The sequence below is a fragment of the Pseudomonas sp. NDM genome, from assembly GCF_003105095.1.
Classification (GTDB): domain Bacteria; phylum Pseudomonadota; class Gammaproteobacteria; order Pseudomonadales; family Pseudomonadaceae; genus Aquipseudomonas; species Aquipseudomonas moraviensis_A.
Genome location: NZ_QETJ01000038.1, coordinates 12198 through 38560, shown reverse-complemented (window position 1 = coordinate 38560; position 26363 = coordinate 12198). Strand labels below are relative to the sequence as shown.

The following is a 26363-nucleotide window of genomic DNA, read 5'->3' as shown; positions in this document are numbered from 1 at the left end:
GGAGGGCCGTAGAGCTTGAACCAGGCGAAGGCCAGCAGGTGCGCCAGGACAATTGCCACGAACAGCACGCCAAACAGCCGGCCGAACAATGTGTCGAAGCGCACCCTCATCAGCCAATGTCCCGCGCGTCGAACAGGTAGCCTTCACCGCGCACGGTCTTGATCAACTGCGGGGCTTTCGGGTCGTCGCCGAGTTTTTGCCGCAGGCGCGAGACCAGCAGATCGATACTGCGGTCGAATGCTTCGATCGAGCGACCGCGGGCGGCGTCGAGCAGTTGTTCGCGGCTGAGCACGCGGCGCGGGCGTTCGAGGAAGACCCAGAGCAGGCGGAACTCAGCGTTGGACAGCGGCACTACCAGGCCGTCGTCGGCGATCACTTGGCGCAGGACGCTGTTCAGGCGCCAGTGGTCGAAGCGAATGTTCGCCCGCTGCTCGGTGCGGTCGTCGCGCACGCGGCGCAGGATGGTCTGGATGCGGGCCACCAGTTCGCGCGGTTCGAAAGGCTTGGCCATGTAGTCGTCGGCGCCCAGTTCCAGGCCGATGATGCGATCGGTGGGTTCGCAGCGAGCGGTGAGCATCAGGATCGGGATGTCCGATTCGGCACGCAGCCAGCGGCACAGCGACAGACCGTCCTCGCCGGGGAGCATCAGGTCGAGGACGATGACATCGAAGTGTTCGGCCTGCAGCGCCTGGCGCATTGCCGCTCCGTCGGTGACGCCGCTGGCGTGGATGTTGAAGCGGGCGAGGTAATCGATCATCAGCTCACGGATCGGCACGTCATCGTCGACGATCAGCGCGCGGATGCTCCAGCGCTTGTCGTCTTTGCTTTCATCCGTCACGGTTGTCGGGGCGTTGGGCATGGGGCTGTTCACTACCAGGGGTGGTTTCAGCATAGGCGTCCAGCCGGGAGGCGGGAAGTGCTGTTGTAAGGGCGTGTTGCGCCGGGCGAGGCTAACCCGGGTGCGTGTTGCCGGCGTGTCGGTTGTGTATCGGAGTCGACACAATGACCGTGGCGGCTACGCTGAACACCGCCGGCGCGACGATTTACCGATCATCGGGTGCCGCGCCGCCGCCGGTTCCGCTACAATGCGCGCCGTTTTCGACCAGCCTGAGAGCCCATCCATGTCCGCCTGCCAGACTCCTATCATCGTCGCCCTGGATTTTCCCACCCGTGACGCCGCACTGAAGCTGGCCGACCAGTTGGACCCGAAACTGTGCCGGGTCAAAGTGGGCAAGGAACTGTTCACCAGTTGCGCGGCGGAAATCGTCGGCACCCTGCGTGACAAGGGCTTCGAAGTGTTCCTGGACCTGAAATTCCACGACATCCCCAACACCACGGCGATGGCCGTGAAAGCCGCTGCGGAGATGGGCGTGTGGATGGTCAACGTGCACTGCTCCGGTGGCCTGCGCATGATGGCCGCCTGCCGTGAAGAGCTGGACAAGCGCAGCGGCCCGCAACCGCTGTTGATCGGTGTGACCGTGCTGACCAGCATGGAGCGCGAGGATCTGGCGGGTATCGGTCTGGACATCGAACCGCAGGAGCAAGTGCTGCGGCTGGCGGCCCTGGCCGAGAAGGCCGGGATGGACGGTCTGGTGTGTTCAGCGCTGGAGGCGTCGGCGCTGAAAACCGCGCACCCGTCGCTGCAACTGGTCACCCCGGGGATTCGCCCGGCGGGCAGCGCGCAGGACGATCAGCGCCGCATTCTGACCCCGCGTCAGGCGCTGGGTGCCGGTTCCGATTACCTGGTGATCGGTCGCCCGATCAGCCAGGCGGCGAACCCGACCCAAGCCTTGGCCGCGGTCGTAGCCGAAATCGCCTAAAAGATCGCAGCCTTCGGCAGCTCCTACAGAGCCATGTGAACACCTGTAGGAGCTGCGGAACGCTGCGATCTTTTGATCTTCTGTCTTAAACCTTCAACACCAATTTGCCAAAGTTCTCACCGTTGAACAGTTTCATCAGCGTCTCCGGGAACGTCTCCAGCCCTTCAACCACATCTTCCTTGCTCTTGAGCTGCCCGTTGGCCATCCAGCCGGCCATCTCCTGCGCGGCACTGGCAAACTGCGCGGCGTAGTCCATCACCACAAAACCTTCCATACGCGCGCGATTGACCAGTAGTGACAGGTAATTGGCCGGCCCCTTGACCGCCTCTTTATTGTTGTACTGGCTGATCGCGCCGCAGATCACCACCCGCGCCTTCATGTTCAAGCGGCTCAGCACCGCATCGAGAATGTCGCCGCCGACGTTATCGAAGTACACGTCGACGCCTTTCGGACATTCGCGCTTCAGTCCCGCCACCACGTCTTCAGCCTTGTAATCGATGGCGCCGTCGAAGCCCAACTCGTCGATGAGGAATTTGCACTTGTCGGCACCGCCGGCAATGCCGACGACGCGGCAGCCTTTGATTTTGGCGATCTGCCCGGCGACGCTGCCCACCGCACCTGCCGCGCCGGACAGCACCACGGTGTCACCGGCTTTTGGGGCGCCCACATCTAACAGGGCGAAGTAGGCGGTCATGCCGGTCATGCCCAGCGCAGACAGGTAACGCGGCAATGGTGCGAGTTTCGGATCGACCTTGTAGAAGCCGCGCGGCTCGCCGAGGAAATAATCCTGCACGCCGAGGGCACCGTTGACGTAATCGCCCACGGCAAAACCGGGATTGTTCGAGGCGATGACTTTTCCCACGCCCAGTGCGCGCATGACTTCACCGAGGCCGACCGGCGGGATGTAGGACTTGCCTTCGTTCATCCAGCCGCGCATGGCCGGATCCAGAGACAAATATTCGTTCTTGACCAGAATCTGTCCCGCCTGTGGTTCGCCGACCGGTACTTCCTGATAAGTGAAAGTCTCGCGGGTCGCGGCGCCCACTGGGCGTTTGGCGAGCAGGAACTGGCGATTGGTCTGGTTGGTCATGACAGGCACTCGAACGGAATGAAGCTTTGTTGATAGACCTTCAGCGCCGATGTCGCAAGGTTGGCTGATACGGCGAATGCAGGTCGATCCAGTGCAGTGATGGTTGCAGGTGGGGTTTTATCACTGCAACGCATGGACCCATAAACGGCTTCTGGATAGTGCTGACGCACCGCCACCGCAGCTGGCTATGCTGCAACGCCAACATCCCGGCTTCTTTGCCTTCGAGGACATATCCATGAGCATGACGTTTTCCGGTCAGGTGGTTGTAATCACGGGAGCGGCCCACGGCATCGGCCGGGCGACCGCTCTGGCGTTTGCCGCGCAGGGCCTGAAAGTCGTGGTGGCTGACCTGGATGCGGCCGGTGGTGAAGGCACGGTGGCGCTGATTCGTACAGCCGGTGGCGAAGCGGCCTTCGTGCGCTGCGACGTAACGCTGGAAAGTGATGTAAAAAATCTGATGGACGAGGTGATCAATACCTACGGTCGGCTCGACTACGCCTTCAACAACGCCGGGATCGAAATCGAGAAAGGCAAACTTGCCGACGGTTCGCTCGACGAATTCGACGCGATCATGGGCGTCAACGTCAAAGGCGTCTGGCTGTGCATGAAGTATCAGTTGCCGTTGCTGCTGGCTCAGGGCGGTGGGGCGATCGTCAACACGGCATCGGTGGCCGGGCTGGGCGCGGCACCGAAAATGAGTATCTACGCGGCGTCGAAACATGCAGTGATCGGCCTGACCAAATCGGCGGCAATCGAATATGCGAAGAAGAAAATCCGCGTCAACGCGGTGTGCCCGGCGGTGATCGATACGGACATGTTCCGGCGTGCTTACGAAGCCGATCCGAAGAAGGGCGAATTCGCCAACGCCATGCACCCGGTCGGGCGCATCGGCAAGGTCGAGGAAATCGCCAGTGCGGTGCTGTACCTGTGCAGCGATGGCGCGGCGTTCACTACCGGGCACTCACTGGCGGTGGACGGTGGCGTGACGGCGTTCTGAATGTGTCCGCTTCTAAAGAGCCCGCCTTCGTGCGGGTTTTTTTGTCCCGCGTTCTGTGGGCGTGAATCCGTTAAACAATGTGTATCAAATAGTTAGAACTGCTGCATTTGGCGGCGTTGTCGCACAGCCTCGGCGGCGCGGCTGTGATTTACTGCTGCCAGCAAAACTGACAGGAGTTTGCGAGCTCATGGAACTGAGAATTGACCGACAGGCAATGGTGCCGGTCGTGCAGCAGATTGTGGACGGACTGACGGACTGGATCGTGCAAAGCGGCATCCCGCCGGCCACCCGGTTGCCCTCTGTGCGGCAAATCGCCCGGGGCAATCTGCTCAGCCAGTCGTGCGTCGTCGAAGCCTGCGAGCGCCTGGTTTCGCAGGGTATTCTGACCACGCGTCAGGGGGCCGGATTTATCGTCGCGGCGTCGGCGACCGTGAGCGGTGCAGAGCCGGAACTGGGCGTGTTCGAGGGGCTCCATGCCTGGTGTGATGAGATGAGCGCCACGACCAGTCGCCTTAAGCTGGGGCAGGGCAGCCTGCCGCCGAGCTGGCGTGAGCCCGACGACCTCAGCTACGCGTTACGCGAGGTAGCGCGGACCGACATGGCCAGTCTGTTCAATTACAGCTCGCCGCTGGGCCTGCCAGCGTTGCGCGAGCAGATCGTCAAGCGTCTCAAAACGATGAATATCGAAGCCTGTGGCAGCCGGTTGATGAGCACCAGCGGCGCCAGTCATGCGCTGGATCTGATCGTGCGCACCTTGTTCAAGGCCGGCGACTGTGTGGTGGTGGAAACGCCTGGTCATGCACCGTTGTTTGACCTGTTGCGCATGCACGGCGTACGCATGCTCGAAGTCCGACGTACGCCGAACGGGCCGGACATCGAAATGCTTGAATCGGTGCTGCGTCAGTTTCGTCCCGTCGCTTTGTTCATCGGCAGTCACCACCACAATCCCACCGGCAGTTGCCTGACGCCCGCTGTCGCCCAGCGCATCGTGCAACTGAGCAAGACCTACGATCTGCGCGTGATCGAGGACGATGTCTATGCCGATCTGCACACGGGCAACGGCACCCGCCTCGCGGCGCTGGACCATGAGGGGCGGGTCATCTATGTGGGCAGTTTCTCCAAGACCCTGAGCAGTTCGTTGCGGGTGGGTTTTGTGCTGGCTGAGCGCGAACTCGTCATGCGCCTGGCCGAGGTCAAGATGATCAGCGGCCTGGGTTGTTCAAGGCTGGCCGAGGCAGTGCTGGCCCGCCTGATGGCGACGGGCGCGTATCGCAAACTGGTGCAGCGTCAGCGCCAGCGCTTGAATGCTGATCGCGCGGCGGCCCTGCAGGCCCTGGAAGATGCCGACTGGGAAGTGTTCGGCAAGCCGGTTGGCGGGCTGTTCATCTGGGCGCGGGCGCGGTTGAAGGATCAGGCGTTGGTGCGCAGGCAGGCGCAGCGTTGCGGGCTGGAGTTATCGGCAGCGGACGCCTTCAGTCCCAGCGGCGAGGCCGGTGACTGGCAGCGCATCAATGTCGCCTGTGCCTGCGACCCGCGTGCCCGGCAGTTTTTCCGCAATACCTGCGCGGATCGACCTCCAGCATTCTGAAAACGACGCGGGCGTAGCTTTTTGCCATTATTCCGACGCCCGAGACTTGTGCTGGTTCGAGCCCGTTGCGAATCTTCGGCAACAGACTTTGGCAGGGGACTACGCGCAATGATTTCGGCCGTGCAAGGACGTTTTGCCAACCTCGGTATGGCGAAAAAACTGGGTATCGGATTTGTGCTGGTCTTGCTGCTGACTGCATTGGTCGCGGCGATCGGGGTCTGGTCCCTGCAAGCCATCAGTCTGCGTTTCGACGGCTTGAAGCAGATGTCTGCGCTCAACAGCGGCCTGCTCAAGGTGCGTCTGCTCGAGCAGGAGTACGCCCTGCGTGGCAATCCGAAAACCGCCGATGCCCTGCGCGAAGGTGTCGATGGGCTGATCGTCCTTGCCGGTGAGCTCAAGGCGCATACGCCGGCCAATGTGCCGGTGATGAGCGATGTCGAGCAAGCGCTGGGCGCGTATCGCAAGGCGTTCGATGAATTCGTTTCGCTGAGCCAGGCCAAGGACCTCGCGCTGGAAATGGCCAGTTGGTCGGTGTCCAGCGTGGCCAATAATCTCGACGTGTTGCAGGCCGGGCTCGCCGATGATGGCGCCTACACGCTGAAAGACACCGAGGGCAAGGACGGCGCCCAGTTCATCGAACAGGCCAGTCAGGTCAGTCAGGTCTCGCGGCTGATGTTGCAGGCAATGAACGAAGCGCGCGTGCGCCTGGATCAGAGTCGCAAGGGCGATCCCGACAATGCGGGTCAAGGCAATATTGAACAGGCGGCGCAAGCACAAGAGCAGGCCGAGGCGCTGAAAACCACGGTCAAGGACGAGGGCTATCTGACCGTGCTCAATGAAGTGTCGGGGCACATCGCCGGGTTCAACGAAAAACTCGCTGAATACACTGGCCTGCTGGCGCAGGAAAAAACTGTCTACGACCAACTGCATCAGCGTGCCGCGCAGGTGATGGATCGAGTGAATCAGGCCTATGTCGCCGAAGACGCTTCGATGCAGGCCGAGCTGAAGAAGAACTCGATGCTGATCATCGGCTCCTCGGCGCTGGCCTTGTTGGTCGGATTGCTCGCCGCCTGGGTGATCACGCGGCTGATCGTGGCGCCGCTGCGCAGTGTGATTCGCGTGGCTCAGCAGATTGCTGCGGGTGATCTGACGGCGAAGGTCGAGGTGACGCGCCGCGATGAAATGGGTCAGTTGATGCTGGCGATGCAGCAGATGGCTGCAGGCCTTGGCACGATTGTCAGTGGCTTGCAGGCCGGGATCGAACGCCTGGCCGGTTCCGCGCAATCGCTGTCAGCAGTGACTGAGCAAACCAACCTGGAGGTCAACAGCCAGAAAGAAGAAACCGAGCAGGTGGCCACGGCCATGAATCAGATGACCGCCACTGTGCATGACGTCGCGCGCAATGCCGAAGAAGCGGCGCTGGCAGCGCAGACAGCGGATGACAAGGTCGAGAGCGGCCAGCAGGTTGTGCGCCAGAGCATGGCGCGGATCGAGCAGTTGGCCGATTCGGCGACTTCCGCCAGTTCGAGTATCGAGAGCCTCAGCGCCGAGATTCAGAATATCGGCACGGTGCTGGAGGTGATCAAGAGCGTGGCCGAGCAGACCAATCTGTTGGCGCTGAACGCGGCCATCGAAGCGGCGCGGGCCGGTGAGCAGGGCAGGGGATTTGCGGTGGTGGCCGATGAGGTGCGCGCACTGGCACGGCGCACGCAGCAATCGACCGAGGAGATCGAGCGTCTGGTCAGTGCCTTGCGGGCGGCGGCGCAGTCGTCGGTGCAGCAGATTCGCAGCAGTGGCGAGCTGGTGAAGCTGGCGGTCAGTGATGCGTTGCAGACCGAGAGTGCGCTGGGGAGTATTGCGGCGGCGGTGTCGTTGATTCAGCAGATGAATCAGCAGATTGCGGCGGCGGCGGAGGAGCAGAGTTCGGTGGCGGAGGAAATCAATCGCAGTGTCACGCAGATTCGCGCGAGCGCGGATCACTCTTCGCTGGCGATGCGCGGGAATGCGGCTTCGAGTGTTGAGCTGGCGCAGTTGGGGGGGGAGTTGCGCTCGATGGTTGGGCATTTTCGGCTTTGAGCCTTGGCGGCCTCTGGGCCGACCAGGCTCTTGGGGTTTTGGGTGAATATCCGTTGCTTCGGGGGTTGCTGATTACGGTTTCGCCCTTACGGCGAGTCCCTTTTTCAAACGCCAAAAAGGAACCAAAAGGCTGTGCCCTGACGTTCGGCCCGCTCGCTTGGGCTCGGGGTTCCTTCGCTACGGGATCGATCCGGGCGCAGCGTCTCCGGTTTGCTTCGCTGCACCTCCTCCCGCTGTGTACGACTGCGTCGTACGGTCGCTGCGCTCCCACGCCCGGATCAATCCCTCCACTCAGCCTGCCGACGGGCTCCAGGATCAAAAGCGGAACTCGAGCTAACGCTCATCGTAGGTAGGAGCTGCCAGAGGCTGCGATCTTTTGCTCTTGCTTTTCTGTGGGAGCGAGCCTGCTCGCGATGGCGATCTTCAAATCACACCCTCTTTAACCACCCACAAAAAAGCCACCGATTACGGTGGCTTCTTTCCCGGCATTCGCGCCTCAGTCGTAAATCACTTTCTTCTTCCAGTCCGCATCCGCTTCGACATCCTTCAAACCAGCGGTCAATTGGTTTTCTTCACCTTCAACCGGGGCAATCTTGTCCATGACCTGGGCATTGGCGCGGGCGAGGAGTTTTTCCAGGTATTGCAGTTGCTCGGCGTACATCTGCGGATCCTGTTGTTTGCGCAGATATTGCACGCCACGTTCGAAGGCGAGGCGGGCCTGGCCGGGTTGGTTTTGTTGCAGGGACTGTTGGCCCAGGTTGTTAAAGAATTCGATGTGCAGCAGAACAAGGATGTGGCGCACTTCGCGAATCCATTGTTTGGCTTCGTTCGGTGGCAGGAAGCCGTCGTGGGCGGCGCGGGTGATCTGGCCGTGCAGGGCTTCGAGGAGGAAGCGTACGTCTTTGGCCTTGGCTTCGGTCAGGATCGGCGCCGGCGGGTTGTTGACCGGGATCGATTCGCCCTGGGCCACCAGGGCACTGAGTTCGGTGATGCGGGCCTTGTTGGTCGCGCTGGTTTTTTCCAGATTGAGCAGGCGCTGGCAGACGTTGAGTTCCAGGCGGGTCAGCAGCAGCTTGAGCGCCGGGGTCATGAACTGGCCGGGGAAGGTTTCGGTCAGTTCACCGCAGCGGCGCAGGCGGTCGTTGAGTTCGACTTTGGTGCGGGCCTTCTCCAGTTTATTGTTTTCCACCACATGGTTCATGTAGCCAATGGCGATCAGAATTGCGATCCCGGCTACGACTAGCAGGGTGATCATGAGTGGTGTCACCGGTAAGACCTCTTTATAGGGTTCGCATGCGAGTGTAGTGGCTGGGCATTTAGGCGCCTAGCGCCGCTCGACGGGTTTGATCGGCTGCTGCAATCTGTATCGGCCGCCGGCTGTATAGATGAATGCTGGCGCTTGATGTGCAGATTGCCATCACTGTGCGGTGGACTATAACGTCTTGGCGAGTGGCGGAATATAGGCGTCAGGTTTCGGATGACGGAAAAGCCCTGCGCAGCCCTTAATCCAGGTCGAAGTCATTGATTTAAATAAATTTATATCAGGGGGTTGACGACCTCTCAATCCATCCATAGAATGCGCGCCACTTGCAGCGTAAAGCACACAGCGAAACGCGGCAGGGAGTGAATGTTGTAGTGTGTCCCCTTCGTCTAGTGGCCTAGGACACCGCCCTTTCACGGCGGTAACAGGGGTTCGAGTCCCCTAGGGGACGCCAATGCGGGAATAGCTCAGTTGGTAGAGCACGACCTTGCCAAGGTCGGGGTCGCGAGTTCGAGTCTCGTTTCCCGCTCCAATTTTAAACAGCAGTGCTTTCGGGCGGTGCTGAGTGAAACCAGAACCAAGTCTTCGGATGCGGATCTGGACACCGAAACACACACCATGTGTTCCGGGGTAGCGTGTCCCCTTCGTCTAGTGGCCTAGGACACCGCCCTTTCACGGCGGTAACAGGGGTTCGAGTCCCCTAGGGGACGCCATTTGCGGGAATAGCTCAGTTGGTAGAGCACGACCTTGCCAAGGTCGGGGTCGCGAGTTCGAGTCTCGTTTCCCGCTCCAATTTCACAAAAACGCCGATCAGTGATGATCGGCGTTTTTGTTTGTGCGCGTTTTGTAGCGGCAAAAAAAAGGACCCTGCCCTGGAACCAGTGCAGGGTGCCTTTCCAGTTTCAATGGAATCACCCAATCATACAGCTGCAGGATTCTGCTTCTCGGGGTCAATCCCATAAAGAACAATCGCCTCGGCGACTTTTTCCCGTGTTATCGCTCCGTCGTCAGCCAGCGCTTTCAGGGCCGCCAAGGCAATGAAATGGCGATCCACTTCGAAAAACCGACGCAACGATTCGCGGGTGTCCGATTGGCCGAAACCGTCAGTGCCCAGGGCGACGAAGCGGCGATTGGGCACGAACGGGCGGATCTGATCGGCGAATATTTTCATATAGTCGGTCGCGATCACCACCGGACCCTGTGCATCCTGCAGGCAGCTTTCAACATAGCTGATGCGAGGCGTCTGTTGTGGATGAAGCAGGTTCCAGCGTTCGGCATCCTGGCCCTCCCGACGCAGTTCGGTCAGGCTGGTGACGCTCCATACGTCACTGCTGACGGCAAAATCCCGCTCCAACAATTGGGCTGCGGCGACGACTTCCTGCAGGATCGAACCGCAACCCATCAGTTGCACATGCTTGCCTTCGTCGGGCTGCGCACTGGCGCTGAGCCGGTACATGCCTTTGAGGATGTCTTGCTCGACACCCTCGGGCATCGGCGGATGGGCGTAGTTCTCGTTGAGCAGCGTGATGTAGTAAAAGATATCCTCGTTTTCGGCATACATCCGCCGCATCCCGTCCTGGATGATCACCGCCAGTTCATAGGCGTAAGTGGGGTCGTAGGACACGCAGCAGGGGATGGTGGAGGACAGGACATGGCTATGGCCGTCGTCGTGCTGCAGGCCTTCGCCCATCAGCGTGGTCCGGCCGGACGTGGCGCCGAGCAGGAAGCCCCGGGCACGGGCGTCACCTGCCGCCCAAGCGAGGTCACCGACGCGCTGGAAGCCGAACATCGAGTAGAAAATATAGAAGGGCACCGTCATTACGGCGTGGGTGCTGTAGGAAGTGCTCGCGGCGATCCAGGAAGAAATTCCGCCGGATTCGTTCAGGCCTTCCTGCATGATCTGGCCATCTCTGGCCTCCTTGTAATAACTCAGTTGGCCGGCGTCCTGAGGCGTATAGAGCTGGCCGACGTGGGAGTGGATGCCAATCTGGCGGAACAGGCTTTCCATACCGAAGGTGCGTGATTCATCGGGCACGATCGGCACGATCAGTTTGCCAATGTTCGGGTCCTTGAGCAGCGTGCCGAGGATGCGCACGAACGCCATGGTCGTGGAGATCTCCCGCTCGCCAGTCCCTTTGAGCTGTGTATCCAGCGCCGACAAAGGCGGGACCTGCAATGGTGCCACGGCATTGAAACGGGCCGGGATGTAACCGCCCAACTGGCTACGCCTGGCTTGCAGGTACAGGCTTTCGACGCTGTCCGCAGCCGGTTTGAGGTAAGGCATGTCGCCGAGCTGATCGTCACTGAGTTCCAGTCCGAACCGATCACGGAACGCCTTGACCGCGTCGTCGCCCATCTTCTTGAGCTGGTGGTTGATATTCTGACCTTCACCGGCTTCGCCCATGCCGAAACCCTTCACCGTCTTGGCGAGGATCACGGTCGGTCCGCCGATGTGGCGCATGGCGGCGGCGTACGCGTTGTGGACTTTCTCCGGATCGTGGCCACCACGGGACAGTTTCCAGATGTCGTCGTCGCTCAGGTCACTGACCAGCTCCAGCAGCTCAGGGTATTTGCCGAAGAAATGCTCCCGCACATAGGCGCCGTTCTGCGACTTGTAGTTCTGATAGTCGCCGTCGACGCACTCCATCATCCGCTGGCGCAGCAGGCCGGTCCTGTCCTTCTGCAACAGGGCATCCCAGCCGCTGCCCCAGATTACCTTGAGTACATTCCACCCAGCCGCCCGGTACAGGCTTTCAAACTCCTGAATCACCTTGCTGTTGCCGCGCACCGGTCCATCCAGGCGCTGCAGATTGCAGTTGACGACAAAGATGAGATTGTCGAGCTTTTCCCGGCCCGCGAGAGAAATCGCCGCCAGGGATTCCGGCTGGTCCATTTCACCGTCGCCGAGAAATGCCCAGACTTTTCGCCCCTGATGTTCCTTCAGCCCGCGATCTTCCAGGTAACGCATGAACCGTGCCTGATACGCGGCGGTAATTGGCCCGAGCCCCATGGACACCGTAGGGAATTGCCAGAACTCCGGCATCAGCCGTGGATGGGGATAGGATGAGATACCGTCACGATCGGTCTCGCGGCGGAAGTTGTCCAGTTGCTCTTCACTCAGGCGTCCTTCCAGATACGCCCGTGCATAGATGCCAGGTGAGGAGTGGCCCTGGATGTACACCATGTCGCCGGCGAACTGCTCGGTGCGGCCACGGAAAAAATGCTCGAAGCCGACGTCGTACAAAACCGCCGCCGATGCGTAGGACGCAATGTGTCCGCCCACGTTCGAATGTTTGCCGGCGCGCAGCACCATGGCCAGCGCGTTCCAGCGGATATAGGCATTGATCCGGCGCTCCACGGCCAGGTCGCCGGGGTAGGGTTGCTGGCGTTCGACCGGGATCGTATTGACGTAGGGCGTCGTCACGCGCCCGTAGAAGTCACCGTGACGGTTGGCGTCGAAATCCAACATCTGATCGATCAGATAGTGGGCGCGAGGGCGTCCTTCGACACTCGCCACCGACTCAATCGATTCGAGCCATTCGCGAGTCTCTTGTGGATCCTCGTCGAGAAAAGCGGGTTGTTGTGCCATCGTTGTCGTCTCCTGAACATTGCAGCAGCACCGAGTCGTTTGGTGCCTGACCAAGGGGCGTGGGTCAGCGCCAGCCTTCGAGTTTGTAGTTGCAGTTGCAACTACGTGAAAGAACTTAGCCTGCCGTGCGCTACAATTGCAACTAAATCGATTTCATGAAAAAGGTGATGTATGTCCTCCAACGAGCCGGATACCTGGTTCAGATTCGTCAGGGCACACCGCTGCCTGATCCGCGAGATCGAGCGTCGGCTGGCGGCCGCCGGGCTTCCGGCCTATGCCTGGTACGACGCGTTATGGGGGTTGGAAAGCGGCCCCGATGGCAGCCGGCGAATGAACGAACTGGCAGATGTGATGGCCATCGAGCGCTACAACCTGACGCGTCTGGTGGACCGCCTGGAAGCCGAAGGTCTGGTCATCCGCAGCCGCGCCAGCGATGACGGTCGCGGCGCGTATGCCAGCATCACCGAGCAGGGCAAGGCATTACGCAAGAAAATGTGGGCCATCTACGAAGGCGCAGTGGACGAACTGTTCTTGTCGCAATTTGACGACGCCGAGCAACGGCTTTTCAGCGATGCCCTCGAGCGCGCGGCCAGCGCGGCGCGCAGCAGTGGGCGGGGGAAGTGAGGGAGCTTTTCATTGAAGCAGGTACCGATCCATGGCCTGCTGGATGAACGCTCGGCTGATGACGCCTTCCTCAGCCAGAACCTGCAGGGCCAGCACCACGATCCAGCGCTCATCCACCCGGCCCATGGCGGACCCGATCGAGTCGGCACCGATGGCCACGAACCGTGATTTCACATGTGCACCGATCTGCTCGGCGACATGCCGGCCATACCCGGTCACGGCCACCACCGGCCAATCCTCGTTGTCCAGGCAGTCGAACAAATGCGCTGACCTGCGCGGCATCTCCGGATGCAGGCGATTCCAGCGGTGCGCATTGTCCGCATCGCGGGCAAGGCGGGTATAGCTGGGGCAGCTCCACAGTTCGCTGGCCACGCCCCAGTCCTCGCGTAGCAGCTGCGCCGCCGTCGTCACCGACTGCAACGCCAGCCCCGCCCCGAGCAAGCGCACTTTAGGGCGCGCTGAATCGACATCGATGCTGCTGAGCCGGTACATGCCCTTGAAAGCTTCGCTGGCGCGGAGTCGGTTGGTTGGAGTGATGAAGTCACTGGGCTCATCGTGAAGTGCCATGTAATAAAAACCGTCGTTGCCTTCCACATACAGACTTTGCAAAGCCGCCAGGGTAATGGCCTGCGCTTCGGCACCGCTGGCGGGGTCAAAGGGCAGGCAGTGCGTGTTGGCGACCAGCCAGAGTGGCACCCAGGGATGAGCCCCCTTGGGCCAGCGTGAAGGCAAGGTTTCGATGTCATTGCACAGAATGCCGCGATGGGCCGATTCATTGGAAAGTGCACACAACTCGGCCGATGTTGCCGAAGTGGTCAGGTACAGCAGCGGTCTCTCACTGCAGCGGGCTGTGGCGTTCAAACGCAGGGGCCAGGCGCTGATCCGGGTGTGGGCATTTGCGGTTTGGCTCTGTTTGCTGGAGCGGATGACCCAGATATGCCTGGCTGTTCCCGGATCCCTCTCGAGGCGATTGGCGATATCGACCATGGTGAGCAGCGGCGAGGAAGAGCCCGCAGTCTGCTGCGGTGGAACTGTGCGGATCTTATCGATGCAGGCCTGAGCGGCCAGACTGGTTTCTGGCGTCTTAGTGAAGCTGGAAAAGCCCATCATTCCACGATCTCCGTACGTTCCGTCGTGCCTGCACCTTACTCAAGGCTTGCATGTGATTGCAAGTGCAACGAAGTTGGGTGTCGGTTGCAGGCGATCGGAGTCCGACCTGCTCAGGGGGCTGACAGCCTCGACGCGCGCGTTTTGTGGGGGCAAAAAAAAGGACCCGATGCGGGTCCTTTCTTATGTTTAACCCGGTCACAAGCGACCGGGTTAAAACAGCGCATCAGAGCTTCGGCAATTGCCCGACACGCCCCATCATTTCCGTGACGATCTGCAGATCCAGCAGGAACTGCTCGACGGTCTTGAATTCGCCATCGGTGTGGCCGGTGTATTTGGCTTCCGGTCGCGCCAGGCCGAATTGCACGCCGTTCGGCAATTCGTGAACCGAAGTCGCGCCAGCGGAAGTACCGAATTCCGACTTCATGCCGAGGTTTTCGCTGGCCACCGCGAGCAGCGCCTTGACCCACTCACCTTCGGGATTGCGGTACATCGGTTCTGCCACTGAGTAGTCGAACGCCACGGCAACGTGAGTCTGCTTGCTCCAGGCGTCCAGTTTCTCGGCGATCTCGGCCTTGAGCTTCTCCGGGGATTTACCCTTCGGCACCCGCAGGTTTACCGCCAGTTTGAAGGCTTTGTCGTCCTCGCCGACATAGGTCAGCGAGGTGGTCAGTGGTCCCATGAACGAATCGGAGAAGCCCACGCCAAGTTTTTTACCCAAGTAATCCAGGCCCCAGTTGTCGTCGGCATAACGCGCCGCGTCGGTGAACTGGTTGTGCTTGAGCGCGACTTTGCCGTCCAGGCTGTTGATGAAGCTCAACATCCGCGCGACCGGGTTGACGCCGGACTCTGGTTCCGAGGAGTGCGCAGAAACCCCGGTGACGGTCAGTTTCAAGTCTTTACCATCAACCTTCGCAGCGACCTGGAAGTCGCCACCGTTGGCTTTGGCATAGGCGTCGCCGGATTTTTGCAGACTGGCGGCGAGCTCGGCAGGCTTGTCGGTTACCAGGGTGACCACCGAAGCCGATGGAATCTGGTTGGTCGCCTTGCCGCCGGTCATCGAAACGATTTCCGCGCCGTTGCCTTCGCCTTTGCGCTTGGCGAAGTTGGCCATCACCGTGCCGTAGCCTTTCTCGGCAATCACCACCGGATAGCCGCCGTCCAGCGCCATGTTGTAGTTCGGCGTCGGGTTGCGCTCGAAGTAGTACGGGATGGCGTCGCCGCTGGTTTCTTCGGTGGTGTCGACCAGCAATTTGAAATTGCGTGCCAGTGGCAGCTTCTCGTCCTTGATCACTTTCATGGCGTACAGCGCGACGACAATGGCGTTTTTGTCATCCTCGGTACCGCGACCGTACATGCGATCACCAATCAGCGTGACTTTGAACGGGTCGAGCTTGGTGCCGTCTTTCAGCACCCAGATTTCCGGGGTCACTGGCACCACATCAGCGTGCGCGTGAATACCGACGACTTCGTCGCCTTTGCCGTCCAGAGATATTTCGTAGACACGGTTATCGATGTTGCGGAATTTCAAACCAAAGGATTCGGAGAGCTTTTGAATCTCGCCGGCAATCTTGATGAATTCCGGGTTGTCGTGCTGCGCCACGCCGTCCTTGCGGAAGGTTGGAATCTCGACGAGTTGACGCAGGGTTTCCAGCGCCGCCTTGCCGTATTTCACTCGAGTGTAGATACCCAGCAGACGGTGGATTTCATTCTGCTGTTCGGCGTTCAGGGTCTTGTTGTCGAGGAAGGCGCTGATGGACGGGTTGAGGTTATCCGTCTTGGCCAGGTCGCTTTTCGCCAGGCTGCCAAGGAAGCTGCGGAAATCCGTCAAGCTCTTGCCGTCGAAGGATTTCAGGATCGCTGCGCTTTGCTCGGCAGTGATGTTGGCTTGTGCGGCGCTGGTAAACGTGGCGAGGCTGGCCATGACCAGAGTGGCGGCGGCCAGTTTTTTCAGGGAAAAGACCATGGAACAGGCATTCCTTTGCAAAGGATTGGGAAAGTATTTCTGACGCTTGTGACAGAAACATTTTGTAAACCTAACACTGCGAGCGCTGGGAAAGGGAGTCGCAAACTTGATCTGTCGCACAGAAATGCAAAAGAGACGCACAAATGAAAAAGTCCCGGCGAGTGATGGCCGGGACTTTTTGGGGTGGATTACATCGACAGCATCAGGCGTCCGGCGAACAGAATCAGAATGACGCCCATGCTGCGCTCGAACCAGTGGCCGAGGCGCATGAACAGCAGGCGCACTTTGTTGCTGGAGAAAAACAGCGCGACGATGACGAACCACAGCGCGTTGACGAAGCACATCCACAATCCATAGAGCGCCTGGATCTGCAGCGGTGTGCTGGCGCTGATGATCGTGGTGAAGATCGCCAGGAAGAACAGCGTGGCCTTGGGGTTGGTCGCATTGGTCAGAAAACCGGTGCTGAAGGCTTTGAACAGCGACTGTTCGACCAGCGGCTCGTCAGCGTTTTTTTCGCCTTCGACGCTGCTTTTCGGTTTGCTGCGGATCAGGCTGACGCCCAGATAAAGGATGTAGGCACCGCCGACAACCTTGGCGACGGTGAGCAGCCAAGGCGTGGTGTGCATCAAGGCGCCGACGCCGAGCAAGGTATACAGCACATGCACGGAAATCCCCGCGCCTATGCCCAGCGCGGTGCAGATGCCGACGAGGCGTCCGAAGCGCACGCTCTGGCGGATGGTCACGGCGAAGTCCGGGCCGGGTGCAACGACGGCGAGGAAGTGGATAGTCGCCAATGCGAGAAATTCGCCCAGGTAATTGGAAAGCATGTCAGCTCCAGAAAGTCAGAGGGGAAGCATTGCCGCGATAGCCGACAAAGAACGACAGGCTCAAACGCGGATCCGCTACGCCCGGGGTCACCGAGTGCATGCGGCGCGAGTTGAACATGATGAAATCGCCGGGCTGCGGGCGCACTTCGAGCGCTGGTGGTCCCAGCAGCGACGGCTCGATGCCATAACTGTCGCCACGCATTTCATCGAATTGGTCCGGGGTGATATCGTCTTCCCACATCTGCAAAGCGCCACCCTCGGTGGGCATGTTCAGGTAGACGTTGCAGGCGAATTGCGCTTCCAGGCTGCGTGCCTGAAAACTGTCCGGGGCGTCCTTGGCGAAGATGTCGTGGTGGGCGAGAAAGCATACGCCGGGTTTGACCACCCGCGACAAGCCGACATACATCTTGCGCCCGTAGAGGTTTTCCAGATGCGCGCCGGCGGGCCAGGATTCGTCGAGCATGCAGCGCAGGGTGTCGATCGGCGAAGAGTAGGGCGCGCAGCGCTGGCGCAGTTCGTCGATGTTGCGGGTGGCGCGTTCGAAGTAGTCCTCGATCAGCAGCGGCTGGTTTTCCGCCTCATAAAAGGCCATGCCGATGCGGCCGATGCTCGGCGCGTTGATGTAGCCCTCAAAGCCCGGGGCGAGGATCTTGTCGCCAATCTCGACTGCCAGCGGCTCGGGCAGAAAGCGTTTGACGCGGATGGCGAGGACTTCTTCGTTGGCCAGTTTTTTTATGCACGTCTCATCGAGACGCTCGACGTCTAGCATCATTTGTTTTAGGTCCATCTATCGATAGTCAACGGAACCGGCGATTGCGGTTCCCCGGCGGCGGACGCTGCGCGACGGCAACGTCCGAAATGCTCAATCCACGCTGTAGTGGACGGACAGCGTGCCTTTCTTCTGCGAAAGTGACGCGATCGTGACTGTGCCCAGATCCTTCAGGCTGCGTACGTGGGTGCCACCGCAGCCATAGGCTGGCAGTTCACCAAAACTGATTTCCCGCGCGCCTTCGCGCAGTGAGGTCAGGCGCGGCAGATCGTGTTCGATCCACTGCTCGATGCCGGTTTGCAGCGTTGGCGCGTCGACCTCTTCAGCGCCATCACCCGGCTTGAATTGCACCCGACCTTCGTCCGGCCAGTGATGCGCTTTGATCGGCATCCAGCCCATGGCCTGAATGAAATGTCCGATCAAGTGCCCGGCCGAGTGCATGCGCGTATTGAAGCGGCGGCGCTGTTCATCGACCCGGATAACAGTCATGCCCAGCGGCACCGGTCGGTCGACGAAATGCACAATGCGCTCCGGCTCTTGCACCACCCGCGAGACCTGGCTTTCACCGATCCAGCCGGTATCGCAAGGCTGCCCGCCGCCCTGCGGGTGGAACAGAGTAGCGCGCAGCACTACGGCGAATTCGTTCTCGTGGGGTGTGCAGTCGAGGACTTCGACATTCGCCTTGAGGTCATCACTGTGAAAAAACAGGCGAAGCGTCATATTCCATGCCCTGATCGAAGTTCTGTTTTTATTATATGAATCGTGCAATAACGTGATAATCCATTCGAACATCAAAGGACTTGTGCGTTGTGAGCATCAATCTTCCGCTGCCGCTGCTGGGTGAAATGGCGATTTTCGTCAAGGTTGTCGAGACCGGCAGCTTCTCTGAAGCGGCCCGGCAGATGGGTTCCTCACCCTCGGCGGTCAGTCGCAGTATTTCCCGACTGGAGAAGGCGTTAGCCACGCGCTTGCTGCAACGCACCACGCGCAAACTGCGTTTGAGCGATGGCGGGGAAGAGGTGTTCAAGCGTTGCCAGGAAATGGTCAGTGCGGCCAGATCGGTGATGGAGATCAGCGGCCAGTTCACCCACGAAGCGGAAGGTCTGGTCCGGGTCAGCGTGCCGAAGGCGGTAGGGCGCTTTGTGATCCATCCACACATGCCGGATTTTCTGCGCCGCTATCCCAAGGTCGATGTGGAGTTGCTGTTGGAGGATCGTCAGGTGGATCTGATCGATGATCATGTCGATCTGGCGATTCGTATCACTGATCGTCCGCCGGCCGGGCTGGTCGGTCGGCAGTTGCTGACGATCGATCATTTGCTCTGCGCCACGCCGCAATACCTGGCCGAACACGGCACGCCGACGCATCCTCACGACTTGCTCAATCACAGTTGTATTTATCTGGGTGAAACCCCGAGCGATGCGCGCTGGAAATTTAAGAAGGGCAGCAAGGCTGTCACGGTCGGTGTGCGGGGGCGCTATGCCGCCAATCACACTGGCGTGCGGTTGGGGGCGGTATTGCAGCACATCGGAATTGGCAGTCTGCCGTATTTCACCGCGCGTTATGCGTTGGAGCAGAAGTTGATTGTGCAGGTGTTGCCGGACTGGACGTTTCTGGCCTCTTACCATGGCGGGTTGTGGTTGCTGCATTCGCCGACGCGTTATTTGCCGCCGAAGTTGCGGGTGTTTATTGATTATCTGGTGGAGTGTCTGCAGAAGGAGCCGACGTTGGGCAGGCCCGGGAAGTTGGCCGGCGGGAGCAATGCGGCTGTGGCGTATGAGTTGCCGGAGAGTGAGGGGTTGCTTTGAAGTTTTGGGTGTATATCCGTTGCTTCGGGTGTTGCTGATGGCGGTTTCGCCCTTACGGCGAGTCACTTTTTCAGACGCCAAAAAGTAACCAAAACGCTAGCTCCTGCGTTCGGCCCTCGCAGGCTCGGGTTCCTTCGCTGCGGGATCGATCCCTCCACTCAGCCTTCCGACGTCGCCCGTGGATCAAGATCAAAAGCACTCGCGCTAACGCTCATTGTTGAGTGGTGAAAAGCGGGTGGTCTGCTTTGGATCTGTGTTGGATTCGCCCCTCACCCCAGCCCTCTCCCGAGGGAGAGGGAGCCAATTTGCGGGTTTTTCAGAATCTGCATTCGACTCGGTATCTCACGTCAGCGTATTTCGCCTAAACACCTCGGTCAGTCCCCTCTCCCTCCGGGAGAGGGCTAGGGTGAGGGTGTTTTTGATGTTGAAAAAAGGCCCGCATGGAATCTCCAATGCGGGCCTTTGATTACCTGTCGAGAATCAGTGCTTGCTGTCCTGTGCGGACATGGCCAGCAGTTGTTTTTCCTGGTTCCAGTCGAACGGTTCGTCGTTCTGTTCGGCGTCGTAGCGGCGTTCTTCGAGGGCCTGGTACAGGTCGATTTCTTCGTCGGAGAGGTAATGCAGGCAGTCGCCGGCGAAGAACCACAGCAGGTCGCGGGGGATCAGGTGGGCGATTTGCGGGTAGCGGGTGATGACTTGGGTGAGGATGTCCTGACCCAGGTATTGGCTTTCGATAGGGTCGATCGGCAGGGAGGCCAGCAGTTCGTCGAAGCGCTCGAGGAACAGGGCATGGCTTTCTTCGGGCACTTGTTCGGCCTCACCTACGGCGACCAGGATACTGCGCAGGTGGTCGAGCAACACGAGATGATCGGCAACGACGTTGGACACGAGATAAGTCCTCAAGAGCAAAACGGGCGCGGGAGTATAAAGCCCTCGCGCCGTTTTTTCACAAAAACCGGGATCAGCGGACTTTGCCCTCTGCCTGGGTCAGTTCGTCTTTGTCGAAATCATCGACGTCGATCACCTTGCGGCGAGCCGCTTCGGCGTCGCGCAGGCTTTGCGCTTCGACAGCTTGCAGCACGCCGGCCTCCAGGGCGGCATCAATGGCATGTTCGCCTGCTGCCGGTTTGACCTGGCCGCTTTTCAGCGCGATGTGCAGCTTTTTGTGCAGAGGTTGCGCAGCGTTGAGCAGGTCGCTGGCGTGTTGCAGTGCGCCCACGGCATCGTCCGCCGATTGCGGGCGGTAGCAGCCGGCGAGCAGTTCTTCCAGGGCCGGATCGCCTTTGGCGCGACCGATGACCGCAGCGACTTCGGCGCCGAGTTTGTCCGACGGGCCTTTGTGTCGGCGGCCGAACGGGAACACGATAACCCGCAGCAGGCAGCCGAAGACCTTGTTCGGGAAGTTGCTCAGCAGTTCATCCAGCGCGCGCTCCGACTGGCCGAGGCTTTCTTCCATGGCCCAGCGGAACAGCGGCTCCATGTAGGCCGGCGAATCCAGGTCGTGATAACGCTTGAGCGAGGCGGAGGCCAGATACAGGTTGCTCAACACATCACCGAGCCGCGCCGACAGGCGTTCGCGACGTTTCAGTTCGCCACCCAGAAGCATCATGCTGAAGTCGGCAAGCATGGCGAATGCGGCAGCCTGACGGTTGAGCGCGCGGAAGTAGCCTTGGCTGATCCTGTCGCCCGGTGCATGTTCGAAGTGACCGAGCCCGAGGTTCAGCACCAATGTACTGGCGGCATTACTGACGGCGAAGCCGATGTGCTTGAGCAGCAGGCCATCGAACTCCTTGAGTGCCTGTTCCTTGTCCGCACGACCAGCCAGGGCCATTTCCTTTAGTACGAACGGATGGCAGCGGATTGCACCCTGACCGAAGATCATCAGGTTGCGTGACAGGATGTTTGCGCCTTCGACGGTGATGAAGATCGGTGCGCCGTTCCAGCTGCGGCCGAGGTAGTTGTTCGGCCCCATGATGATCGCTTTACCGCCATGCACATCCATGGCGTGGCTGATGCATTCGCGGCCGCGTTCGGTGAGGTGATATTTGAGGATCGCCGACAGCACCGAAGGTTTTTGACCGAGGTCCACCGCGTTGGCGGTGAGCATGCGGGCGGCGTCCATCATCCACGCGTTGCCGCCGATGCGCGCCATCGCTTCCTGGATGCCTTCGAACGCCGACAGCGGCACATTGAACTGTTCACGAATCTGCGCGTACTGGCCGGTCACCAGACTGGTGAACTTGGCCGCGCCGGTACCGACTGCCGGCAACGAAATCGAACGCCCGACCGACAGGCAGTTCATCAGCATCATCCAGCCCTTGCCGAGCATTTCCTGACCACCGATAAGGTAGTCCAGCGGAATGAACACGTCCTTGCCGGAGTTCGGGCCGTTCATGAATGCGGCGCCCAGCGGCAGGTGACGACGACCGATTTCCACGCCTGCAGTATCGGTCGGGATCAGCGCCAGACTGATGCCAAGGTCTTCCTCTTCACTAAGCAGGTGATCCGGGTCGTAGGCCTTGAATGCCAGGCCGAGCAGGGTCGCGACCGGGCCGAGGGTGATGTAGCGCTTTTCCCAGTTCAGGCGCAGGCCGATGACTTCCTCACCTTGCCACTGGCCTTTGCAAATGATCCCGGTGTCGGGCATCGCGCCAGCGTCGGAACCGGCCAGCGGACCGGTGAGGGCGAAGCACGGGATATCGTCGCCACGGGCCAGGCGCGGCAGGTAGTGATCACGTTGTTCATCGGTGCCGTAATGCAGCAGCAATTCGGCCGGGCCGAGGGAGTTCGGGACCATCACGGTAGAGGCGAGGTCGCCGCTGCGGGTGGCCAGTTTCATCGCCACTTGTGAGTGCGCGAAGGCGGAGAAGCCTTTGCCGCCGTATTCCTTGGGAATGATCAGGGCGAAAAAGCCGTGTTCCTTGATGTGCGTCCAGGCCTCGGGCGGCAGATCCATCGACTGGCCGATCTGCCAGTCGCTGACCATCGCGCAGAGTTCTTCGGTCGGGCCATCGATGAAGGCCTGTTCTTCTTCGCTCAGCTGCACTTTGGGATAGGCCAGCAGTTTGTCCCAGTCCGGACGGCCGCTGAACAGCTCGCCGTCCCACCATACGGTGCCGGCGTCGATTGCGTCGCGTTCGGTCTGCGACATCGGCGGCAGGGTTTTCTGGAACCAGTTGAACAGTGGCGCGGTGAAGTGTTTGCGGCGCAGGTCAGGCAACAGCAATGGCGCGGCGACCACTGCCAGCAAGACCCAGAAGATGAACAGCAGCCAGCCCGGCGCGTGACTGAAAATCCCCATCGCCAGCAAATAGACGGCGACGATGCCCAACGCGGGCAGCGGGGCGATGCGTCGATGGGCGAGATACGCCACGCCGACGATCAAAACCAGTATCCACAACAACAGCATATTCAGTCCTCCGTGAACCAAGGCAAATCGACCCTCCAGAGCTTAGACGGCATCTGTAAATCCGGGTGGTCAGAGCATGGTGATTGAAATCGTGGGAAACCCCGGATGGTTTTCGTAGGTTCGGTGGGCAACACGTGTGGGAAATCGTTCGTTGCTGCGCAGCTTTGCTTTCAGGTTTGGCCGAAACGTCGTTATCTCTGTGCTCAGGCTATCGCTAGACTCGTGGTTACCCAGGAGATTGCCGCCATGCACGAGTATCTGAGCCCCGGCCGCTTCATCGATAGTGACCACCCGGCAGTGGTGGAGTTCGCCGAGCAGCATCGCGGTGCCAGCAATGATCCGCGTGAGCAGGCGATCAGTCTTTATTACGCCGTGCGCGAGGCGGTGCGCTACAACCCTTACACCTTCAGCCGTGATCCGCAAACCTTGCGCGGCAGTTACGCACTGGCAGCGGGGCAGAGTTACTGCGTGCCGAAAGCCACGCTGCTCGCCGGTTGCGCGCGGCATTGCGGGATCCCGGCGCGCATCGGTCTGGCCGATGTACGCAATCACCTGTCGACGCCGCGGCTGCTCGAGTTGCTCAAAAGCGATGTGTTTGCCATGCATGGCTACACCGAGCTGTTTCTCGACGGCCGCTGGATCAAGGCGACGCCGGCGTTCAACCAGCAACTGTGCGAGCTGTTCAACGTCGCAGCGCTGGAGTTCGACGGGATCAACGACAGCGTTTTCCACCCGTTCAACCGCGACGGCGCGCAGTTGATGGAGTATCTGCTCGATCACGGTCAGTTCACCGACGTGCCGGAGACCTTCTTCTTCGAGCACCTGCAAAAGTGCTATCCGCATCTGTTCAGTGAGCAGTTGCCGGTGCTGCTGGGTGATATGCAGACTGATTTGAGCCGCACCTGATCCGGCGTATGCTGGCCGTCCACTCATGTGCAAAGAGGCGGTCATGCTGAAGATCTGGGGACGGAAAAATTCATCGAACGTCAGGAAGCCCCTGTGGGCTGCCGAGGAGCTGGGCCTGGCTTACGAGGCCATCGATGCCGGTGGCGCGTTTGGTGTGGTCGACACGCCCGAGTACCGCGCGATGAACCCCAATGGCCGGGTGCCGGTGATCGAAGATGATGGTTTCGTGCTGTGGGAATCCAACGCCATCGTTCGCTATCTGCTGGCCAAACATGCACCGGACAGCGCCTGGTATCCGGCCGATGCGCAAGCCCGCGCCACGGCGGACAAATGGATGGACTGGACCACTTCGAGCTTCGCCGGGCCGTTTCGCACGGTGTTCTGGGGTGTGCTGCGCACGCCCTCCGAGAAGCAGGACTGGAAGGCGATCAACGCCGCGATCAAGGAATGCGATGAATTGCTGAACATGGCCGACCATGCCCTGATCAGCCAGCCTTATCTCTCCGGCAATGACATCGGCATGGGTGACATCCCGCTGGGCAGCTTCATTTATGCCTGGTTCGAAATGCCCATCGAGCGCGCCCCGCAACCCCACCTGCAAGCCTGGTATGAACGTTTGAAGCAGCGTGCGGCCTATCAGAAAGCGGTCATGACCGCGTTGACTTGATAATTACTATCGACACACTTGACTGTACTTGTGCGGCGGCGGCAAGCACCATTGCGAACTTGCGCCGCGGTTGTTTCCCTCGCCGCCCGCCCTTATTTATTCCTTTCCTTCCTTCTTGGTGCGTAAATCCGATATGAGTTCCGCTCTGTCCATCCGGCAGCTAACCAAAACCTACGGCAACGGGTTCCAGGCCTTGAGTGGTATCGATCTGGACGTCGCCGAAGGTGACTTTTTCGCCTTGCTCGGCCCCAACGGCGCCGGCAAATCCACCACCATTGGCATCCTCTCGACCCTGGTCAACAAGACCAGCGGTACGGTGAATATCTTCGGCCACGATCTGGACAAGAACCCGGCGGCGCTCAAGCGCTCGATCGGTGTGGTGCCGCAGGAATTCAATTTCAACCAGTTCGAGAAGACCTTCGACATCGTCGTGACCCAGGCCGGTTACTACGGCATTCCGGCGAAAGTCGCCAAGGAGCGCGCCGAGCAGTACCTGACCCAGCTCGGCCTGTGGGACAAGCGCGATGTGCCGTCACGTTCGCTGTCCGGCGGCATGAAACGTCGTCTGATGATCGCCCGTGCACTGGTGCACGAACCGCGTCTACTGATCCTCGATGAGCCGACTGCTGGCGTTGATATCGAGCTGCGCCGTTCGATGTGGACTTTCCTCACCGAGCTGAACCAGAAAGGCATCACCATCATCCTGACCACGCATTATCTGGAAGAGGCCGAACAGTTGTGCCGCAACATCGGCATCATCGACCACGGCACCATCGTCGAAAACACCAGCATGAAACAATTGCTGGGCCAGTTGCACGTGGAAACCTTTTTGCTGGATCTGAAAAACGACCTGCATGCGGCGCCGCAATTGCTCGGCTACCCCGCCCGGTTGCTTGACAGTCATACCCTGGAAGTCCAGGTCGACAAATCCATGGGCATTACGGCGCTGTTCACCCAGTTGGCGCAGCAGAACATCGAAGTGCTGAGCCTGCGCAACAAAACCAATCGCCTCGAGGAGTTGTTCGTGTCCCTGGTGGAGAAAAATCTGTCGAAGGTGGCGGTATGAGTTCCGAGTTCGGTCCCAACCTGGTCGCCCTGCAAACCATCGTCTACCGCGAGGTCAAACGCTTCATGCGGATCTGGCCGCAGACGCTGCTGCCGCCGGCGATCACCATGGTTCTGTACTTCGTGATCTTCGGCAACCTGATCGGCCGGCAGATCGGCGACATGGGCGGCTTCACCTACATGGAGTACATCGTGCCGGGCCTGATCATGATGTCGGTGATCACCAACTCTTACGGCAACGTGGTATCGAGCTTTTTCGGCAGCAAGTTCCAGCGTTCGATCGAAGAGCTGATGGTCTCACCGGTGTCCCCGCACACGATCCTCATCGGCTTCACCATTGGTGGTGTATTGCGCGGTCTGGCGGTGGGTCTGATCGTGACGATACTATCGCTGTTCTTCACCGATTTGCAGGTCCATCACCTCGGCGTGACCATTCTGGTGGTGGTGCTGACCGCGACGATCTTCTCGCTGCTGGGCTTCATCAACGCGGTGTTTGCGCGCAACTTCGATGATATTTCGATCATCCCCACTTTTGTGCTGACTCCGCTGACTTACCTGGGCGGCGTGTTCTACTCGATCACCTTGCTGCCGCCGTTCTGGCAGACCGTGTCGCTGGCCAACCCGGTGCTGCACATGGTCAACGCCTTCCGCTACGGCATCCTTGGTGTCTCGGATATCCGTATCGGCATCGCCATTACGTTCATGCTGGTGGCGACCGTGGTGCTGTATCTCGGCTGTGCGCGGTTGCTGGTGAGCGGGCGCGGGATGCGTACCTGATCCAGGACCGCGTCGCC

General features: G+C 60.0%; 21 protein-coding genes, 4 tRNA genes and 2 pseudogenes. 15 read left to right on the top strand and 12 right to left on the bottom strand.

Annotation, left to right across the window (positions count from 1 at the left end):
- Nucleotides 1-110 (bottom strand): annotated as a pseudogene (locus tag DCO47_RS27295) (two-component sensor histidine kinase); the annotation flags it as partial.
- Nucleotides 110-859 carry a response regulator gene (locus DCO47_RS11110; RefSeq protein WP_064361435.1) on the bottom strand — a complete coding sequence of 250 codons (750 nt, stop codon included), beginning with the start codon at nt 857-859 and terminating at the stop codon, nt 110-112. The gene DCO47_RS11110 and the pseudogene DCO47_RS27295, both read right to left, overlap by 1 nt.
- 262 nt (nt 860-1121) lie before the next feature.
- Here DCO47_RS11110 and pyrF point away from each other — a divergent pair, with 262 nt between their 5' ends.
- The gene (gene pyrF, locus DCO47_RS11105) at nt 1122-1820 is read left to right on the top strand and encodes an orotidine-5'-phosphate decarboxylase (RefSeq protein ID WP_116658105.1); all 699 of its coding nucleotides are present in this window, start codon (nt 1122-1124) and stop codon (nt 1818-1820) included.
- 85 nt (nt 1821-1905) lie between these two features.
- On the opposite strand, the gene DCO47_RS11100 is transcribed toward pyrF, so the two are convergent.
- Nucleotides 1906-2910 (bottom strand): NADP-dependent oxidoreductase, encoded by a 1005-nt coding sequence (locus DCO47_RS11100; protein ID WP_016773662.1) that lies wholly within the window; start codon nt 2908-2910, stop codon nt 1906-1908.
- A 235-nt stretch (nt 2911-3145) separates the two neighbouring features.
- Between DCO47_RS11100 and DCO47_RS11095 the strand changes: the two genes are divergently transcribed.
- From DCO47_RS11095 to DCO47_RS27530, 4 genes and pseudogenes are all read left to right on the top strand, one after another.
- Entirely contained in the window at nt 3146-3907 is a 762-nt protein-coding gene (locus tag DCO47_RS11095) for an SDR family oxidoreductase (protein WP_042610735.1), read from the top strand.
- Nucleotides 3908-4094: 187 nt separating this feature from the next.
- A complete protein-coding gene (locus DCO47_RS11090; RefSeq protein WP_116658104.1) occupies nt 4095-5495 on the top strand; it encodes a PLP-dependent aminotransferase family protein in 1401 nt (466 codons plus the stop codon).
- A gap of 108 nt (nt 5496-5603) precedes the next feature.
- Nucleotides 5604-6710, top strand: a pseudogene (locus DCO47_RS27535) (HAMP domain-containing protein); the annotation flags it as partial.
- Complete coding sequence (locus tag DCO47_RS27530; protein WP_371919866.1) at nt 6690-7571, top strand: methyl-accepting chemotaxis protein; 882 nt, start codon at nt 6690-6692, stop codon at nt 7569-7571. The pseudogene DCO47_RS27535 and the gene DCO47_RS27530, both read left to right, overlap by 21 nt.
- A gap of 496 nt (nt 7572-8067) precedes the next feature.
- On the opposite strand, the gene DCO47_RS11080 is transcribed toward DCO47_RS27530, so the two are convergent.
- The gene (locus DCO47_RS11080) at nt 8068-8826 is read right to left on the bottom strand and encodes a hypothetical protein (RefSeq protein WP_177434332.1); all 759 of its coding nucleotides are present in this window, start codon (nt 8824-8826) and stop codon (nt 8068-8070) included.
- Between the two features lie 384 nt (nt 8827-9210).
- Between DCO47_RS11080 and DCO47_RS11075 the strand changes: the two genes are divergently transcribed.
- From DCO47_RS11075 to DCO47_RS11060, 4 genes are all read left to right on the top strand, one after another.
- Nucleotides 9211-9286 (top strand) — tRNA-Glu (locus DCO47_RS11075).
- 2 nt (nt 9287-9288) lie between these two features.
- Nucleotides 9289-9364: transfer RNA gene (locus tag DCO47_RS11070), tRNA-Gly, on the top strand.
- 105 nt (nt 9365-9469) lie between these two features.
- A tRNA-Glu gene (locus DCO47_RS11065) sits at nt 9470-9545 on the top strand.
- Between the two features lie 3 nt (nt 9546-9548).
- A tRNA-Gly gene (locus DCO47_RS11060) sits at nt 9549-9624 on the top strand.
- Between the two features lie 127 nt (nt 9625-9751).
- On the opposite strand, the gene aceE is transcribed toward DCO47_RS11060, so the two are convergent.
- Nucleotides 9752-12421, bottom strand: coding sequence for a pyruvate dehydrogenase (acetyl-transferring), homodimeric type (gene aceE, locus DCO47_RS11055; RefSeq protein ID WP_116658101.1), 2670 nt, complete (start codon nt 12419-12421; stop codon nt 9752-9754).
- Nucleotides 12422-12592: 171 nt separating this feature from the next.
- Between aceE and DCO47_RS11050 the strand changes: the two genes are divergently transcribed.
- Nucleotides 12593-13045 carry a MarR family winged helix-turn-helix transcriptional regulator gene (locus DCO47_RS11050; RefSeq protein WP_064361440.1) on the top strand — a complete coding sequence of 151 codons (453 nt, stop codon included), beginning with the start codon at nt 12593-12595 and terminating at the stop codon, nt 13043-13045.
- A gap of 9 nt (nt 13046-13054) precedes the next feature.
- Here DCO47_RS11050 and DCO47_RS11045 read toward each other — a convergent pair whose 3' ends face one another.
- The 5 genes from DCO47_RS11045 to DCO47_RS11025 form a co-directional block, all read right to left on the bottom strand.
- The gene (locus tag DCO47_RS11045) at nt 13055-14155 is read right to left on the bottom strand and encodes a pyruvate dehydrogenase (protein WP_116658100.1); all 1101 of its coding nucleotides are present in this window, start codon (nt 14153-14155) and stop codon (nt 13055-13057) included.
- Between the two features lie 223 nt (nt 14156-14378).
- Complete coding sequence (locus DCO47_RS11040; protein WP_116658099.1) at nt 14379-16118, bottom strand: dipeptidase; 1740 nt, start codon at nt 16116-16118, stop codon at nt 14379-14381.
- 188 nt (nt 16119-16306) lie between these two features.
- Nucleotides 16307-16945, bottom strand: coding sequence for a LysE family translocator (locus tag DCO47_RS11035; protein ID WP_116658098.1), 639 nt, complete (start codon nt 16943-16945; stop codon nt 16307-16309).
- 1 nt (nt 16946) lies between these two features.
- Nucleotides 16947-17717, bottom strand: a complete 771-nt coding sequence (locus DCO47_RS11030) for a 2OG-Fe(II) oxygenase (RefSeq protein WP_116658097.1) — start codon at nt 17715-17717, stop codon at nt 16947-16949.
- 90 nt (nt 17718-17807) lie between these two features.
- The gene (locus DCO47_RS11025; RefSeq protein ID WP_042610679.1) at nt 17808-18434 is read right to left on the bottom strand and encodes a serine-tRNA(Ala) deacylase AlaX; all 627 of its coding nucleotides are present in this window, start codon (nt 18432-18434) and stop codon (nt 17808-17810) included.
- A gap of 89 nt (nt 18435-18523) precedes the next feature.
- On the opposite strand from DCO47_RS11025, the gene DCO47_RS11020 reads away from it, so the two are divergent.
- Nucleotides 18524-19522 (top strand): LysR family transcriptional regulator, encoded by a 999-nt coding sequence (locus DCO47_RS11020; protein ID WP_116658096.1) that lies wholly within the window; start codon nt 18524-18526, stop codon nt 19520-19522.
- A gap of 480 nt (nt 19523-20002) precedes the next feature.
- Here the strand turns inward: DCO47_RS11020 and DCO47_RS11015 are convergent, their stop codons facing one another.
- Together DCO47_RS11015 and DCO47_RS11010 are read right to left on the bottom strand one after the other, a co-directional pair.
- Nucleotides 20003-20410 (bottom strand): PA2817 family protein, encoded by a 408-nt coding sequence (locus DCO47_RS11015; protein WP_042610681.1) that lies wholly within the window; start codon nt 20408-20410, stop codon nt 20003-20005.
- A 73-nt stretch (nt 20411-20483) separates the two neighbouring features.
- On the bottom strand, nt 20484-22931 hold the full coding sequence (locus DCO47_RS11010) for an acyl-CoA dehydrogenase (RefSeq protein WP_116658095.1): 2448 nt from the start codon (nt 22929-22931) through the stop codon (nt 20484-20486).
- A gap of 246 nt (nt 22932-23177) precedes the next feature.
- Between DCO47_RS11010 and DCO47_RS11005 the strand changes: the two genes are divergently transcribed.
- The 4 genes from DCO47_RS11005 (at nt 23178) to DCO47_RS10990 (ending at nt 26346) form a co-directional block, all read left to right on the top strand.
- Nucleotides 23178-23837 (top strand): transglutaminase family protein, encoded by a 660-nt coding sequence (locus tag DCO47_RS11005; RefSeq protein WP_116658094.1) that lies wholly within the window; start codon nt 23178-23180, stop codon nt 23835-23837.
- A 43-nt stretch (nt 23838-23880) separates the two neighbouring features.
- Entirely contained in the window at nt 23881-24504 is a 624-nt protein-coding gene (locus DCO47_RS11000; protein WP_116658093.1) for a glutathione S-transferase family protein, read from the top strand.
- Between the two features lie 133 nt (nt 24505-24637).
- Nucleotides 24638-25570, top strand: coding sequence for an ABC transporter ATP-binding protein (locus DCO47_RS10995; protein ID WP_042610685.1), 933 nt, complete (start codon nt 24638-24640; stop codon nt 25568-25570).
- Nucleotides 25567-26346: an ABC transporter permease gene (locus DCO47_RS10990; protein ID WP_039760202.1), complete on the top strand. Its 780-nt coding sequence runs from the start codon at nt 25567-25569 to the stop codon at nt 26344-26346. The genes DCO47_RS10995 and DCO47_RS10990 overlap by 4 nt, the downstream gene beginning before the upstream one ends.
- Nucleotides 26347-26363: the final 17 nt, after the last annotated feature.